This is a genomic window from Acinetobacter sp. BZX-2, assembly GCF_055179795.1.
In genome coordinates this window covers 320,061-336,131 of sequence record NZ_CM143686.1, presented here as the reverse complement: position 1 = coordinate 336,131, position 16,071 = coordinate 320,061, and the positions used below count along the sequence as shown (strand labels likewise).

Annotated in this window: 17 protein-coding genes and 2 tRNA genes; 10 read left to right on the top strand and 9 right to left on the bottom strand. The window is 37.8% G+C overall.

The window, feature by feature from the left end:
• The first annotated feature begins 590 nt into the window (after positions 1–590).
• The 4 genes from ompR to ACY45D_RS01535 all read left to right on the top strand — a co-directional run bounded on the left by ompR (position 591) and on the right by ACY45D_RS01535 (position 6,066).
• On the top strand, positions 591–1,355 hold the full coding sequence (gene ompR / locus ACY45D_RS01550; RefSeq protein ID WP_463108159.1) for an osmolarity response regulator transcription factor OmpR: 765 nt from the start codon (positions 591–593) through the stop codon (positions 1,353–1,355).
• 166 nt (positions 1,356–1,521) lie between these two features.
• Entirely contained in the window at positions 1,522–2,982 is a 1,461-nt protein-coding gene (locus ACY45D_RS01545) for an ATP-binding protein (protein ID WP_463108158.1), read from the top strand.
• 205 nt (positions 2,983–3,187) lie between these two features.
• Entirely contained in the window at positions 3,188–4,708 is a 1,521-nt protein-coding gene (locus tag ACY45D_RS01540; RefSeq protein WP_463108157.1) for an acetyl-CoA hydrolase/transferase family protein, read from the top strand.
• A 125-nt stretch (positions 4,709–4,833) separates the two neighbouring features.
• A complete protein-coding gene (locus tag ACY45D_RS01535; protein ID WP_463108156.1) occupies positions 4,834–6,066 on the top strand; it encodes a hypothetical protein in 1,233 nt (410 codons plus the stop codon).
• A 113-nt stretch (positions 6,067–6,179) separates the two neighbouring features.
• Here ACY45D_RS01535 and ACY45D_RS01530 read toward each other — a convergent pair whose 3' ends face one another.
• On the bottom strand, positions 6,180–7,826 hold the full coding sequence (locus tag ACY45D_RS01530) for a GMC family oxidoreductase (RefSeq protein ID WP_463108155.1): 1,647 nt from the start codon (positions 7,824–7,826) through the stop codon (positions 6,180–6,182).
• A gap of 225 nt (positions 7,827–8,051) precedes the next feature.
• Here ACY45D_RS01530 and ACY45D_RS01525 point away from each other — a divergent pair, with 225 nt between their 5' ends.
• The gene (locus ACY45D_RS01525) at positions 8,052–8,471 is read left to right on the top strand and encodes a GNAT family acetyltransferase (protein ID WP_463108154.1); all 420 of its coding nucleotides are present in this window, start codon (positions 8,052–8,054) and stop codon (positions 8,469–8,471) included.
• 57 nt (positions 8,472–8,528) lie between these two features.
• Here ACY45D_RS01525 and ACY45D_RS01520 read toward each other — a convergent pair whose 3' ends face one another.
• The 4 genes from ACY45D_RS01520 to ACY45D_RS01505 all read right to left on the bottom strand — a co-directional run bounded on the left by ACY45D_RS01520 (position 8,529) and on the right by ACY45D_RS01505 (position 10,341).
• Positions 8,529–9,302, bottom strand: coding sequence for a class I SAM-dependent methyltransferase (locus ACY45D_RS01520; RefSeq protein ID WP_463108153.1), 774 nt, complete (start codon positions 9,300–9,302; stop codon positions 8,529–8,531).
• 174 nt (positions 9,303–9,476) lie between these two features.
• A tRNA-Phe gene (locus tag ACY45D_RS01515) sits at positions 9,477–9,552 on the bottom strand.
• Between the two features lie 135 nt (positions 9,553–9,687).
• Positions 9,688–9,763, bottom strand: a tRNA-Phe gene (locus ACY45D_RS01510).
• Positions 9,764–9,963: 200 nt separating this feature from the next.
• Positions 9,964–10,341, bottom strand: a complete 378-nt coding sequence (locus ACY45D_RS01505; protein ID WP_463108152.1) for a GNAT family N-acetyltransferase — start codon at positions 10,339–10,341, stop codon at positions 9,964–9,966.
• Between the two features lie 95 nt (positions 10,342–10,436).
• On the opposite strand from ACY45D_RS01505, the gene hisB reads away from it, so the two are divergent.
• From hisB to ACY45D_RS01490, 3 genes are all read left to right on the top strand, one after another.
• The gene (gene hisB / locus ACY45D_RS01500) at positions 10,437–11,030 is read left to right on the top strand and encodes an imidazoleglycerol-phosphate dehydratase HisB (RefSeq protein ID WP_010112988.1); all 594 of its coding nucleotides are present in this window, start codon (positions 10,437–10,439) and stop codon (positions 11,028–11,030) included.
• Positions 11,030–11,647 (top strand): imidazole glycerol phosphate synthase subunit HisH, encoded by a 618-nt coding sequence (gene hisH, locus ACY45D_RS01495; protein WP_463108151.1) that lies wholly within the window; start codon positions 11,030–11,032, stop codon positions 11,645–11,647. Before hisB ends, hisH begins: the two co-directional genes overlap by 1 nt.
• A 203-nt stretch (positions 11,648–11,850) precedes the next feature.
• Positions 11,851–12,387: a DUF805 domain-containing protein gene (locus ACY45D_RS01490; RefSeq protein ID WP_463108150.1), complete on the top strand. Its 537-nt coding sequence runs from the start codon at positions 11,851–11,853 to the stop codon at positions 12,385–12,387.
• A gap of 56 nt (positions 12,388–12,443) precedes the next feature.
• Here the strand turns inward: ACY45D_RS01490 and ACY45D_RS01485 are convergent, their stop codons facing one another.
• On the bottom strand, positions 12,444–12,869 hold the full coding sequence (locus tag ACY45D_RS01485; protein ID WP_463108149.1) for a transcriptional regulator: 426 nt from the start codon (positions 12,867–12,869) through the stop codon (positions 12,444–12,446).
• 95 nt (positions 12,870–12,964) lie between these two features.
• Here ACY45D_RS01485 and ACY45D_RS01480 point away from each other — a divergent pair, with 95 nt between their 5' ends.
• Together ACY45D_RS01480 and hisA are read left to right on the top strand one after the other, a co-directional pair.
• Positions 12,965–13,627 (top strand): 3'-5' exonuclease, encoded by a 663-nt coding sequence (locus ACY45D_RS01480; RefSeq protein ID WP_463108148.1) that lies wholly within the window; start codon positions 12,965–12,967, stop codon positions 13,625–13,627.
• A gap of 75 nt (positions 13,628–13,702) precedes the next feature.
• Entirely contained in the window at positions 13,703–14,434 is a 732-nt protein-coding gene (gene hisA, locus ACY45D_RS01475) for a 1-(5-phosphoribosyl)-5-[(5-phosphoribosylamino)methylideneamino]imidazole-4-carboxamide isomerase (protein ID WP_463108147.1), read from the top strand.
• Between the two features lie 116 nt (positions 14,435–14,550).
• Here hisA and ACY45D_RS01470 read toward each other — a convergent pair whose 3' ends face one another.
• The 3 genes from ACY45D_RS01470 to ACY45D_RS01460 form a co-directional block, all read right to left on the bottom strand.
• Positions 14,551–14,841: a putative quinol monooxygenase gene (locus tag ACY45D_RS01470; RefSeq protein ID WP_010112980.1), complete on the bottom strand. Its 291-nt coding sequence runs from the start codon at positions 14,839–14,841 to the stop codon at positions 14,551–14,553.
• Between the two features lie 113 nt (positions 14,842–14,954).
• Positions 14,955–15,347 (bottom strand): DUF4870 family protein, encoded by a 393-nt coding sequence (locus ACY45D_RS01465; RefSeq protein WP_463108146.1) that lies wholly within the window; start codon positions 15,345–15,347, stop codon positions 14,955–14,957.
• Positions 15,348–15,378: 31 nt separating this feature from the next.
• Positions 15,379–16,005: a DUF1294 domain-containing protein gene (locus ACY45D_RS01460; protein ID WP_463108145.1), complete on the bottom strand. Its 627-nt coding sequence runs from the start codon at positions 16,003–16,005 to the stop codon at positions 15,379–15,381.
• Between the last annotated feature and the right edge of the window lie 66 nt (positions 16,006–16,071).

Below are 16,071 nucleotides of genomic sequence, written 5' to 3'. Positions count from 1 at the left end.
GGACTAAAAGTTAGTGATTATAAAGACCAAGACCATAAAATCCACAATTGTTTTACAAATTAGCAGTGAAAAAAATGATTAAAGATCATTTTTCTTAAATTTTTATCATGTAAAAGGCGATTTTACGGATATTTCGATGCAAGATTGCTTTGTAAAATAGTTTTTCTGACACTTCTTTCAGCCCTTTTATCTCACTAAAAATAAAAAGCAATATTGCTTTCTTAATCTATTACTTTTTAATTTAAAATTATCGTGTATAACTGATTAAATGACATCAATTTGGACATGATCCAAAAATCACTCCAAACGGTGAATGATCGTCACTTTTATTTCTAATGATAAAAAATGATGAATATATACGCTTAAACAAAAACTTATTGTCAAAATACATCAATTTTTCATTTGCAAATGTTATATCTTTTTATTTATAAACATAGAATGAGCTCGATAATTTCAACATGTTGTTTTTTGGTTTCAAAACAGGCTTAAAATTGTAATTTTGAGCAATTTGATACATAGTCTTAACAAGAACTTAGGCATTATACTGAGATTAACGATCGATATAATTTACAATATTAAGGGAGTGCATCATGAGTTTGGTTGTACCTGCTGAAAATACAGATGTTGTACAAAACGAAACTGACCGTGTCGAACGCATTTTAGTTGTCGATGATGATGTGCGTTTGCGTACCCTTTTACAGCGGTTCTTGGAAGATAAAGGTTTTGTGGTAAAAACTGCACACGATGCAACACAGATGGATCGTTTACTGCAACGTGAACTCTTTTCACTGATTGTTTTAGATTTCATGCTTCCTGTAGAAGATGGTTTAAGCATTTGCCGTCGTTTGCGTCAATCGAATATTGACACACCAATCATCATGCTCACCGCGCGTGGTAGCGATTCTGACCGTATTGCAGGTCTTGAAGCAGGTGCCGATGATTACTTACCAAAACCATTTAATCCAAATGAGTTATTGGCACGTATTCGTGCAATCTTGCGTCGCCAAGTCCGTGAAGTCCCAGGTGCTCCGAGTCAGAACGTAGAAGTTGTTTCATTTGGCCCATGGGCACTGGATCTTTCAACACGTACATTAACCCGTGAAGGTCAAGTGGTTACGCTGACGACTGGTGAATTTGCTGTTCTAAAGGCATTGGTACAGCACCCGCGTGAACCATTAACCCGTGATAAGTTAATGAATCTTGCACGTGGTCGTGAATGGGGTGCAATGGAACGTTCGATTGATGTTCAAGTCTCTCGTTTACGTCGTTTGATTGAAGAAAACCCTGCTCGTGCTCGCTATATTCAAACCGTTTGGGGCGTGGGTTATGTCTTTGTTCCAGATGGCGCTGAATAATATTTGAGTTTATATAAGCCTATCTCGATAGGCTTATTTTATTTTACGAATACAATACTGAACAGCAAAACACGATTTATATAGCACTTTGCTATTTTTAATCAAATCATCTTAAATTCTAAAATATTGATATTTAATTCACACTCAAAAATATCTGGATTCATCAGTGAAATTAGACCCTATAGATCCGCAAGCATTTACAGATTTTGAAACGTACCAAGAAAGGAAACGTACACCTTGGGAACGCTTCTTAGACAAAATCAAACCACGTTCCGCAGCCATGCGTACCACCGTGTTGGTTTTATTTGTGGTGTTTTTTAGTCTGTTTATGTCACTGTGGTTCTTTTGGAAAACACTCTACTTACCTGAAATTCAACAACATGCAAGATTTTTAGCTGTTGAATTGGAAATGATCAATAATCCTCGTTTACAGATTTATCATGATGAAGTGCAGCTCGATATTGACCAATGGTTAAAACAAAGAGTTGGAGTTGAATATGTCACTGACCCTAAAGAATATCCAAATGTTAAAGATAAAATAATTGCAGACTTTTTCACCAACCGTATTGAACGTCAACTTGCCAAAGAGTTGAACATGAAAGATGTCACGGTCTATTTTCAATTTAAACCGAGTCCAAGGATTTGGGTACAAACCCCTGAAATGAATGGCAACTGGGTTCGTGAACCACTAAAAACCTATGCCAATTATAGTCCTGAACTTATTTTAGGCTGGTTATTGGGTATTCCCATGATTGCAGCAGCCATTATTTTGACCTTGGTTCGGCAGCTTAACCGTCCACTGCGCCGTCTACAAAATGCTGCCAATACTTATAGTAAAACAGGTAAAGCTCCTTACTTAGAAACCAACCACGGCCCGCAAGAAATTCGTGAAGTGAATCAGGCCTTTAATCATATGATCTACACCCTTGAACAGACTGAACGAGATCGTCAAATCATGCTCGCGGGAATCTCACATGATTTACGTACACCACTTACCCGAATCCGCCTAAGCGCAGAAATGATGTCGGATGATGACTTTCTTAAAGAAGGCGTCATCTATGATGTAGATGATATGGATGCAATTTTAAGCCAGTTCATTTCCTATATGCGAGATGGTTCAGATGAGGAGCTTCAAGAGACCAATATCAATATCTTGCTACAAGAATTAGTGATTCAATTCAAACCTTTGGATATTCGTTTTACCCCGAATGAATTACCGATCATGACTGCTCGTTCGTTATCTCTGAAACGACTCATTGGAAACTTGATTAATAACGCGAAACGCTATGGCGCTGAACCGATTGAACTGAGTGCTTTTGTTGAAGATGAACATATTAAAATCTGTGTCGCCGATCATGGTGAAGGGATTCCTGAAGACCAAATTGAAGACTTGATGCAGCCCTTTGTTCGTGGAAATTCAGCAAGAACCGTACAAGGTAGTGGTTTAGGCTTGGCCATTGTCAAACGTATTGTCGATATTCATCAGGGTGAATTGTCAATTTCTAACCGTACAACAGGTGGCTTACAAGCAATTATTTCATTACCGATTGCAATAAAAATTGAAGAAGAAGCCCCTATAACCAACCCAATTCAAAAAATTAAGCAAACTTTGAGTGATCGTTTTTAACTACCGGTTATTTAAGCAACATTCGGCTGTGTTGATTTAATGCACAGCCAATATTATTTTATTAATAAATAACAACTTGAAAATCATCATTATTTTTTATACCTGCATTTTTTGAAAAAATTAGACCTTAGCATTAGAGGCATGCACAATTTAGTTTTAGGACGGTACAATCCGTCTAGTTTTGAACAAGAATTGAGCGTAAACCATGTCTTTAGATCGTATCCGTTTAGCATCTCTCCATGACAAAGTCATGAGCGCAGAACAAGCTGCAACTTTTATCCAAGATGGTATGACGGTAGGTATGAGTGGTTTTACTCGTGCTGGCGAAGCGAAAGCTGTACCGTTGGCATTGGTAAAACAAGCCAAAGTGAATCCTTTAAAAATCACGTTAATCACAGGTGCAAGTCTGGGTAACGATCTAGACAAACAATTGACTGAAGCGGGTGTACTTGCACGTCGTTTACCATTCCAAGTGGATAATACGCTTCGTAAAGCGATCAACACTGGTGATGTGATGTTCATCGATCAACATTTGTCTGAAACAGTTGAACAAATGCGTAACCTTCAATTGAAAAAGCCAGATGTTGCGGTGATTGAAGCGGTTGCGATTACTGAAGACGGTGGCATTATCCCAACAACGTCTGTCGGTAATTCTGCAAGCTTTGCAATTTTTGCTGAAAAAGTGATTGTTGAAATCAATACGAATTTAAGCCCTGCATTTGAAGGCTTACACGATATTTATATCCCAACATACCGTCCAACACGTCAAGCCATTCCATTGACTCAAGTTGACGAGCGTATTGGTACGCATGCCATCAATATTGATCCTGCAAAAATCGTGGGTATCGTATTTAACAGCGAATTGCATGACTCGCCATCTACCGTGACCCTACCAGATGACGAAACTCAAGGGATTGCCAATCATTTAATCGCTTTCTTTGAAAAAGAAGTGGCTGAAAAACGCTTACCTGCAAACTTAGGTCCATTACAAGCAGGTATCGGTTCTATTGCCAATGCTGTTTTAACAGGGCTTAAAGATTCTAACTTTGAAGATCTAGTGATGTATTCAGAAGTTCTTCAAGACTGTACTTTCGAATTGATTGATGCAGGTAAAATGAAGTTTGCTTCGGGTTCTTCAATTACACTTTCTGCTAAATACGGCGAAAAAGTGTTTAATAATCTTGAACAATACAAAGATAAATTGGTTCTTCGTCCACAAGAAATTTCAAACCATCCTGAATTGGTTCGCCGTTTAGGCATCATTGGTATTAACACTGCATTGGAGTTTGATATTTACGGTAACGTAAACTCAACTCACGTGTGTGGTACTAAAATGATGAACGGTATTGGTGGTTCAGGTGACTTTGCACGAAATGCACACTTGGCAATCTTTGTAACCAAATCAATTGCGAAAGGCGGTGGCATTTCTTCTGTTGTACCGTTTGCTTCTCATATTGACCATTCTGAGCATGATGTGGATATTCTTGTGACTGAACAAGGTCTTGCTGATTTACGTGGTTTAGCACCTCGTGAGCGCGCACGTGCAATCATTGATAACTGTGCTCATCCGATGTACCGTGATGCATTGAACGACTACTTTGATCGTGCATGTGAAAAAGGCGGCCACACCCCTCACATTCTTCGTGAAGCACTTGCATGGCACTCAAACTTTGAAGAGTCAGGTCATATGCTAGCAACTCAAGATCAAGTGAAAAAGTCTGCATAAGCTTTAAAAGCTGATGTTAAAAAACGCCCAATTGGGCGTTTTTTTATTTGTTTAAATACTCATCTATGATAAAAAATGGTTAGAATACAATCACGACCATCTTTATTCTAAATAAAATAAGCACAATGAAAATATCAATTATTTTAGCAATTTTAGGCTTCATTACCCTCTTGGTATTTTGGGGAGACAAATCAGGAACATCTATTCCGCCTGATACTAGTTCTAGTGAATTTAAGCTCCTACTCACAGGAGAAAATATTAAGGAAGAAAAGACTTTCCCAGCTAATCATTTTTATTATCAGCTCTCTGCATTTGCAAATGATCCTCTCTCTCACATTTATTGGGGTAATAATGAAAACACCATTTCTGGCGATATGCGAGTCAGTCCAAATTCACCGGATGCACATATAGATTTTTTTGAAACAGATCCCCTTAAATTTTATCGACAAAGATATTGGAAAATTCAAAGTAATCTTTCTGCCAGCACTTCAGCATCCAAAACAAGTTACAACATTACAGATGCAAGTCATCAGCATAAAAGTATCCAACTCAATATAAAACAACCCAATAGTTTATATTCAACAACCTTAAACATTCGCCCTCAATTCGTTGAATTCACAGGGTCTGTATCTATCAAAGCACCCACCGATTGGGCGATATTTCAATCTCACCGCTTTCCTATGTTACCTGTACAAGGACAACTCACCTTTAATGGCGAAAATTATCATTTAGTTGGCATCAATTTCGGATTATCCACCCTAAATGCTTCAAACGGAATAAATTATGATTTTACATTTAAACATCAGGATAAAACGTTAACTATTTTCTACAATCAAGCGACGACAAATGCACCCCGAAATTTAACCTTCCAACATGACTATGAGATTTATGAATTAGAACTTAAAACAGATGACCCTCGTTGGCAGGAAACCACGCAAGAAATAAAGGTAAATCTTAGCCCTGTAACAATGAAGACAATAAACAATAAAGCTACAGGCAAAATTTCAGTGCAATTGACCATCCCAAAGAATCATGCACAACTCAAAGCCAACAATCAACCACTCACCTTATTACTTGGAAATTCAACACTATTTGCAACTACTAATAACAATGAAAAAAGCTACGCACTTGTTTTTGCGTTAGGAGAAGAAAATCTAACGCTTTCTATAAACCAAATTGGACAACATCCATTTTATTTATCTTATTATGAGGACAGTACAGAACTTAACTGTGGTGATGGGCATATGCCTTGTTCAGGTTTAAGTATTTCAGAAGACAAAAAAAAATTTACTTTCAATGATGTAAAACTAGGAAAATACAACCTAAATGGGCAAATTTATATTGCAGGCGTTTTATAACGCATCATGATAAGAAAAATGCAGATCGTTCCTTCTCTCCCTTGCAGGCCTAGTGCTTCATCGCCAAGGGAGAAAATTTTTCAATCTAGAGAATCTCAACTTGTAGTGGTCTACTAAATTGCAACACCTACTTTCTCTTTCTTCTGAATAAATGCCACACTGGCCTGATCCTGACGAATCATATCAGCCGCTTTTTCAGCAATCATGATTGCAGGGGCATTGGTATTGCCATTCACCACTTTTGGCATAATTGAAGCATCGACCACACGCAGATTTTGAATACCGTAAACTCGTAGCCGTGCATCGACCACAGCCATATCATCTATGCCCATTTTACAACTCCCAACAGGGTGATACACCGTGTCAGAACGATCTCTGAGCACTTCACGAATTTCTTCATCCGTTTGTACATTGGCTGTAAACAAGTCTTCTTTAACCATGCTTTTAAAAACGCTCGACTCCATCAACTGTTTGGTCTTTTTAAAACCTTTGACCATTTCCTCCAAATCAGATTCATCTCCATAAAAATCAGGGTCTATCAATAATGGATCGTCAATACTTGGCCCACTGATTTTAATTGAACCACGGCTTTTCGGATTGAGTAAACACACATGACAAGAAATACCATGCCCGACATGCATGGTTCGTGCATGATTATCGACCAGCGCCACAACAAAATGTAACTGTAGATTTGGAATACTTTGTTCACTTGAACTTTTCAGAAAACCACCACATTCTGCAAAATTAGTGGTGATCAAACCACGACGTTCTTTGCGATAGCGCTGAATTTGCTTAATGAGATCAATCGAACCTGGTATAGACAGTCCAAAAGTGCCTTGAATATCACGAACTTTATATCCAAAAATAAAATCAGGATGATCATGAAAGTTTTGCCCCACCCCAGGTAAATGCTTTTTCACTTCAATCCCATGTTTCATCAATTCTTGCTGATCACCCACACCTGAAAGCATTAAAATTTGTGGTGACTGCATTGCTCCTGCGCTCAGTAATACTTCACGGCGAGCATATATTTGTTTAAGTTGCCCACCTTGTTTGTATTCCACGCCAACAGCGACACCATTTTCAATCAAAATTCGCTGTGTCTGTGCAAATGTTTCAATGGTTAAGTTGTTTCGATCACGATGTGGAAATAAATAAGCGCGTGCAGAACTGCAACGCTCCCCATTGATATGAGTAACTTGATATACCCCCAGTCCCTCTTGCTGTTCAGCATTAAAATCATCAAGAATGGTATAACCCTGCTCTCGTGCAGCAGTCAGAAATTTTTCCTGAAGCGGATTATCACTGTGTAAATCGGTTACAGATAATGGGCCTGCATTACCATGATATGGGTTGCGAATTCTTTGATTATTTTCAGATTTTATAAAATAAGGCAGCACATCGTCATAAGACCAACCTTCATTGCCCAAAGCTGCCCAATCATCATAATCTTGTCGATTGCCGCGAATGTAAATCATGGCATTAATCGCAGAAGAACCCCCTAGACATTTCCCACGAGGTTGGTAGCCTTTACGACCATTTAGCCCTTTTTGCGGGATGGTTTCAAACGCCCAATTATTGATTTTTGTCGGAATACTGATCACAGCAGCACTCGGAACTTCGACCTTCCATCCATCTCCAGTCCCACCCGCTTCTAGCAAACAAACGGATACCGTTGAATCCTCCGACAAACGCCCCGCGAGTACACAGCCTGAACTTCCACCACCAATAACAATATAATCATATTCCGTCTTATTCACATGAAATCCTTTTTTTGTTTTGTCTTTATATGCTCATTATGCATGAATTTTAGACAGAAAAAATGCTTCTCTACATAGAATCACAACCATACTTTATGAAAAATCTCACAGAAAATTAAATGAATGTGAGCATGTTTTTGTTTAAAAAATAAACTTATCATCACCCCATTTTTATATTAAGCTGATGTAAACTTTCTTTTAAAAACAAGAGATAGAATAAAAGCCATGTTTATTATCCGTCAGTTTCAAGAAACAGATTTAGAAGATGTGATCGCCTTATGGGAAGTCTGTGAGCTTACTCGTCCATGGAATAATCCTGAAATCGATATTTTCCGTAAAGTGGCACAAAAAGATGGCTTATTTTTATTGGCAGTCAAAGATGAACAGCTCATCGCGACCGTGATGGGTGGCTATGATGGTCATCGTGGCTGGGTGAACTATTTAGCAGTACACCCTCATGTTCAACGCAATGGTGTGGCAACAGCGCTCATACAACAGCTTGAAAAGCGTTTGATTGCATTAGGTTGCCCCAAACTACAACTACTGATCCGCAAAGACAATATTGACGTACAAAGCTTTTATGAGCAATTAGGCTATGAGGAAATCGAAGTGGTCTGTTTAGGCAAACGTTTAATCCAAGATTAGAACACGCTTTGCTTGGCGCATTCACAAATCAAGGGTAGTCTATTTTTTGATAAAAAATTACAGACCAATTTTTTTCATAAAACTTTTTTTCTTATGTTTTTTATTCACCTTACCGACTCTTAGGAATATCGGAAATTCTATTGTTAACAGCGCCTGCTCAGCGCTCAGAACTTCTGCCAAATCATGTAAAGGATTGATTTTATTTTGATCAATATAATGTTTTACTGCAGACCATGTAGACAAATATTTTAAGAGCTGTGCAGATGACCACTGATACTGCATTTTTAGTTCAGGCATCACTATTTCGTCAAAAGGAAAAGGAATGGTTTGATATTGTTCATCAATATAACCACGTTCGGCATCCCAATAACCTTTTAAAGTATCAAAATAAAGCTGCTGAATTTTTTGATTGATTAAATGATGTTCCACGTGAATCAAACCATAACCGATCACAGCCAAAATACCATTTGGTTTTAATGTACGATTTACTTCTCGATAGAAAGATTCAAAATCAAACCAATGAATTGCTTGTGCAACAGTAATTAAATCGAAACCCTGAGCAGGAAATGAAGTCTTTTCTGAAGGCTGTACTTGATAGCTGACATTTTCAAAATAAGGGGCGTGTTGTAATTGCTGTTCACTGATATCAGTTGCCACAACATGATCAAAATACGGCGCTAAGAGTTGAGTAAATTGACCTGAACCTGCGCCACAGTCCCAGACAAAATGCTGCTCAGGAACATATTTTAAAATTTCCTGAATAACATCCTGCGGATAACTGGGTCGAGCTTGCTGATAAAGCTGACTAGCTGTTGAAAATAAATCTTTCATTTTTCTTATAACAATCTATTCTTTTCATAAAAATTTATATTACGACATTTCCATTATGTAGGCATATATTTTGTAAGACAATCAGTTCAATTCAATCAGGGTCAATGAGTGATTCATTGATGACTTTTATATACGCAAAAAAAAACCTCAAAAAAATTGAGGTTTTTTCAAATATGGTGGCGAGACCCAGGATCGAACTGGGGACACACGGATTTTCAATCCGTTGCTCTACCTACTGAGCTATCACGCCGATGCCGTGTATTAAGCCGTATCTCAGATCAATAGTCAATATAAATCATGACTTTTTTATTCAACCGAATATTTTTTACGCAAAAAAAATCCCTGATGGGATCAGGGATTGAAATCTTAAAAGATTTTTTAAATATGGTGGCGAGACCCAGGATCGAACTGGGGACACACGGATTTTCAATCCGTTGCTCTACCTACTGAGCTATCACGCCGATGGGGCGTATTAAACAATTTAACCGTAATGCCGTCAAGTCTTGTCTACATGTTTTTGTTCGATAGTCTATTTTTACAGCAAATTAGCGATATTTCGCATTTTTCCAATAGCAAAAATGCATAAAGACAGCCGAAATGACTGTCTTTATGCGATTAAACTGATGTGTTCAAGTTTTTATTCAACAGCAATCATTCAATCTTAAATTTTTCCAAGATGTGCAAGGCAGCGATGTATTGCACCACAACCCGGTTCAAAAACTTTCACACCTTTCGCTTCTTCGATTTTGCAGACTTCTTCAACCAAACGCTCAGCGACGCCTCTGCCTCGATTTGCAGGATGTACCACAATATTTTCTAAAACCTTACTCTCGCCTTGACCACTGCACCACAGTGCACCAATAATCTTGGTATTAAATTCTGCGGTGTAAAGTAAGGTATACTGAGCTAAGTTTTGCTCAAGTTGCTCTATGGCATCTTTGCCATCACCAAACTCGGGACTGGTGTCATATAATCGCTCAAGCTGTTCGCGAACTTCCGCATTTTCGAGTGAAGTTTTAGCATGTATGGTAATAGGCATTGATTAACCCTCCTGAGCAATCTAATATGCTGTCACTTTCGTCACAGCGAAACATCTTTACATCAAACTTTTTTGACGTTTTTGAGGAACGTGTCATGACACAACGTATCAGTGAAGTAGTAAGAAACACTAACGAAACCAAAATTCGAGTTCGTGTGAATCTTGATGGTACTGGTCAGGGCACGCTCAATACAGGTGTTCCCTTTTTAGACCATATGATTGATCAAATCAAGCGTCATGGCTTATTTGATATTGATATTCATTGTGATGGTGACTTAGACATTGATGATCATCACACTGTAGAAGACTGTGGGATCACACTTGGGCAAGCCTTTGCACAAGCTTTAGGTGATAAAAAAGGTTTAAAACGCTACGGTCATTTTTATGCACCGCTGGATGAAGCTTTAAGCCGTGTAGTCGTTGATTTATCAGGTCGTCCGGGTTTATGGATGGATATTCCTTTCACACGTGCGCGTATTGGTACATTTGATGTCGATTTATTTTCTGAATTTTTCCAAGGCTTTGTAAATCATGCCTTGATGACTTTGCACATTGACAATTTAAAGGGCAAAAATAGCCATCACCAAATTGAAAGTGTGTTTAAAGCATTTGCTCGTGCATTGCGTATGGCATGTGAAATTGATCCTCGTGCTGAAAATACTGTTGCTTCTACCAAAGGAACTTTGTAATGACCCGTATTGCCCTTCTTGACTACGGCATGGGAAACCTTCACTCAGCAGCGAAGGCACTTGAACATGTTGGTGCAACAGTTGATGTGACCAATGATCCCAAATTAATTGCTCAGGCAGATAAAATTGTCTTCCCTGGTGTGGGTGCGATGCGTGATTGTATGCAAGGCATGCATGAAGCAGGAATCGATGAAGTCGTACGCCATGCTGCTTTTAATAAACCTGTTTTAGCCATTTGTGTCGGAATGCAAGCCTTACTTGAATCTTCAGAAGAAAATGGTGGTTCAGCAGCATTGGGAATTTTTGAAGGTGCTGTTAAGCATTTCCCAAATGTAGACGGTTTAAAAGTCCCACACATGGGCTGGAATCAAGTGCATCAAGCTGATCCAAGTCATCCAATGTGGAAAAACATTGATCAAGATGCACGTTTTTATTTTGTACATAGCTATTATGTTGAACCTAAAGATCAAAATCTTGTTGCTGCAACGTGTGATTATGGTTTGCCATTCTGTACTGCAATCCATAAAGAAAACTTATTCGCAACACAGTTCCATCCTGAGAAAAGTCACACTGCGGGCTTACAACTGCTTAAAAACTTTGTGGAATGGGATATTTAACTTTTCTTAGATGAGCTTTTAAATATCTTTTAATTTTTAAGGTTAAGTCATTTAAATCAAGCCAATTTTTATTGGCTTGATTGCTTTTTAGATGTGGATTTCTTCCTAACCTTTCTTTTTATTGTTTTTTTCTTTATGATTTGATCGAATTTAATACAAAAATCTCAGAACTGATTAAATAAGCCGTTAAATAGGAAAATAAAATGAATTCTAATTTTCAAACCAATGATTCACCTTTAAGTGCAAGTGGGCGTTTTGGACGTATGTCTTATTTAGGCTGGTCTTTTTTAAGTGCTTTGGTGTTTTTTATCGTTGCGATTGTCGTCGTTGTTCTCATGATTGGAACAAACCCTGAAAGTATTTCAGGACTTTCTATTCCAGCAATGATTATTTTTTTAGTCCTCTATATTGCATTCATTTACTTCACTTTCGTCTTTACCATTCGTCGTTTACATGACAAAAACCAAAGTGGTTGGTTGTCACTTGTCATGCTTGTACCTTTTATTAACTTTTTCTTTCTGGTTTATTTATGCTGTGCCAAAGGTGATGAAGGTACAAACAACTATGGCGCACCACGTGTAACCAAAGCTTGGGAAAAAGTGCTAGCTTGGATTTATATCATCACAATTCCATTAATGGGCGTACTCACTGCGATTTCAATTCCCGCATATCAAAGCTATCTTGAACGTGCGCAATTACAACAATTAGAGTACCAACAAAACATCGAACAATCTGAATAAATGATTGTCACAGCTTGATCTCAATAGCCTTTTATTTACCGAATAAAAGGCTATTTCTACTTTTCAGTATCATCTTCTCTAGTCACAAAACCACCTTCGAGTGGTTGTACGCTAATTTTAATCTCCGCTTTTAAATTCAAAGCACGATAACGCTGTTTAATTTCTTCCATGAGCTGTTCAATTGTGGCTTGGCTTAAATCAACCTCAGAAGCAATATAAGCTTGATTGACGAGATCTGCACGATCTTGCTTATCTTGTTGTTTAGATTCAGCATTCCAGCGTTCAGTCATTCCCACCAAACGTGCTAACTCAATCAAACTCTGCGCACTAGAAGGCGTCGAATTTTGTAGCCATTTACCCATTGTGCCTTTTGATGCTTCTAATACATTCACAATGTCACTGGCTTTAATATTTTTATCCTGAATGAGTTGCTTTAAACGCTTTGCACCTTCAATAAAAAGATCATCATCTTTTTCTACCATCAGTTCTCTTCCCTCTTTTTCATCCCACAAAACTACCACTTTTTAGCTAAAGTTTGTTATAACAAAATGATTAATTTTTTGAATGCTGAAAGATCGTGGATAACCCTGTTCAACCCATTCCAAGCAAAGAGCAAATTCAGACATTTCCTCGTTTTCAAAATCTTTCTCTTGAAAATATTGTAGTGATCAATTCACTCCAGCAATGCAAAAATATTGAAAACACTTTAAAAACTGCGCCTTTATTGGGCTTTGATACAGAATCTAAGCCAACATTTACCAAAGGCGAAGTCCAAACAGGCCCTCATCTTATTCAGCTCGCAACCTCTGAAAAAGCTTACTTATTTCAAGTATCGGCAGAGATTCTAGATTTTTTAAAATCTGTATTTGAAAATAAAGACCAAATCAAAGTTGGTTTTGGCTTAAAAAATGATGCGCATTTGTTTAGAAAAAAAGGCATTGAACTGAATAATATCATTGAACTGTCTAAAAGCTTTTCAAGTTTTGGACTCAATAATCCAGTCGGTATTAAAAATGCCATGGCCTTGTTATTTCAAATTAATTTCCCAAAAAGTAAATCTATTAGCACTTCCAATTGGGCACGTAGAACCCTAACCCAACAACAGATTGAATATGCCGCCGCCGATGCTTATGCACCTGTTTTGATCTTTAAAGAGCTGCTTCGTTTAGGTTTACTCACCAAAACCATTGAAAATAATGCGCTTAAATTGGGAATTCATCCCAATAAAAGCAGCAACTGACACTTAGAAATTGATCAATACTTTGCTAAGATGGGCCACAATGAATTCTCATGAGATTAGGCAAGGAGCGAAAGCATGCTGATCATCCCTGCAATTGACCTGAAAGACGGTAAATGTGTCCGTTTAAAACAAGGTCGTATGGAAGACGATACCGTATTTTCTGATGATCCTGTGGCAACTGCACAGCATTGGGTAAATGAAGGCGCTCGTCGTTTGCATCTAGTTGATTTAAATGGTGCTTTCGCAGGTACGCCGATCCATAAACCTGTGGTAGAAGCCATTGCAAAAGCACAACCTGAACTTCCAATTCAAATTGGCGGTGGTATTCGCTCTTTAGAAACAATTGAACATTACCTTGAGGCTGGTGTTTCTTTTGTGATTATTGGTACGAAAGCAGTCAAAGAACCTGAATTTGTTGAAGAAGCGTGTAAAAAATTCGCAGGACACATCATTGTAGGTATCGATGCGATCAATGGCTTCGTTGCAACGGACGGTTGGGCGAATGTAACGGATGTAAAAGCAACGGATTTGGCAAAGCGTTTTGCCGATGCAGGTGTTTCAAGCATCGTATATACCGATATTGCTCGTGATGGCATGATGCAAGGTGTAAATGTTGAACAAACGGTTCATCTAGCTCAATATTCAGGATTACCTGTGATTGCTTCTGGTGGCGTCACCAATCTTGATGATGTTCGTAATCTCAAAGGCCAACATGGTATTTTGGGTGCAATTACAGGTCGTGCTATTTATGAAGGGACTTTAAACCTTCGTGAAGCGCAATTGTTATTGGATGAGCAAGGTTTTTAATCCGAAGCTTGTCACTGCAATAAAAAAGAGAACGTCATGTTCTCTTTTTAGTTTCTAACGATCATGTGTAGATCATTATCAAAAATGCATTTTCAATACGTCAATCCGATCTATTCTTATAACGTATTTTCAAAATGTTGCATTTCGATCTTACGGGCTAAAAATGGTTTCAGTGCAATAAACCAGTGTTGAAATTCTTCTGTTTTCATAAAAACATCGGTATGGGTTGCCAAATCAGTCCAGTGAATTTGTAAAACATAATTTTGTGGGTTTTCGATTCCACGAATCAGTTTAAATTTTTCACAACCCTGCGCATTTCTAAAAATATCGGATAATTCATAAAATTTCTTTTCAAAAGCCATCTGTTGGCCATCAATGATGTGAAATAAAGCCTGTTCAATCACCATGTTGATCTCCTTTTATGAACCTTTATTTTCTATTCAAACACAAGATCATCTCATTTATATGACACTTTACAAATCACCATGAAAATCGCTGATTTTATTAAAAAAATAGCAGACTATAGCGGCACAGGCTGATTATCATTCAAAGCAATAATGCCCCGAATGGCACGATAAACAATCCATACCCAAGAAACAAATAACACCGCAACACAGAATATCGTCGCACTCACCGCAACACCTGCAAACGCATTGGCATTATCCATCGTAAAAAACAAGAAAAGGAACGGTACAAATGCCAATAATGTCCAAATTAAATACCACCAAAAAGTGCGTATTTGCCATCTAAAATGACTTTCAAAAACAGTACCTCGTACCGAATCTAATTTCACATAGTTAATCACTAAAGCCACAATGGCGAATATTCCACCCGAAAAAATTGCAACGATATAAAGAATATATAAAATTAAAGTCAGTGATTTACTGTTGTTTGGATCTACATAATTATTCATTATCATTCCTCAAGTCATAGGTTCTTTGCCTTTAAGTTCTAAATACATTTAAAGGAGAAATTAACCATAAAATCAATAAAATATTGAAGAATATAGTACAGAAATATACCTTTCTAAAAGGTTGTTTTTGTGTTTTATGTCGTAACCGTTGTTGAGCTAACCAAGCTGCTGGCCAACCGCCTAAAAAAGCAAGTATATGCAAAGTATTTTCAGGAACACGACGTTGATCCAATTGGGCTGCTTCTTTATCTTGAGAATAAAACCAGTAGGTCATCGCATTGATAATACTAATAAAAAGTAATGCCAGACTATTCAACAAACCTGTAACAGTCAAAATAACCAAGGCTAGAATATAAATCACACACAAAATTTGCATCGGCTGTAATTTTGATGGTGATTGAGTGTCTATGCTGTTCGATTTTTTTGATAATTTCTTTGCTTGATTGGCTTTTAAATAAGTCACTTGTTTGGCTTTAAAACGTCCTTGTCCATCCAGTTGCACGACATATTCCAGTGCGCAACCGACCAGTGGACGTGGTCCTTTCTGTGCAAAGTCTTTGATGTGTAAAAATACACGATCTTTAGCCTCATCATTGGGCTGGATAAAGCCATAGCCTTTATCATCAAACCATTCAACCAAACGACCTTGATCACGCATTTATTTATCCCAAATCATTTTGACTTCTTTTATTCATGCTTCAATGATTTCTACATAGCACAACAT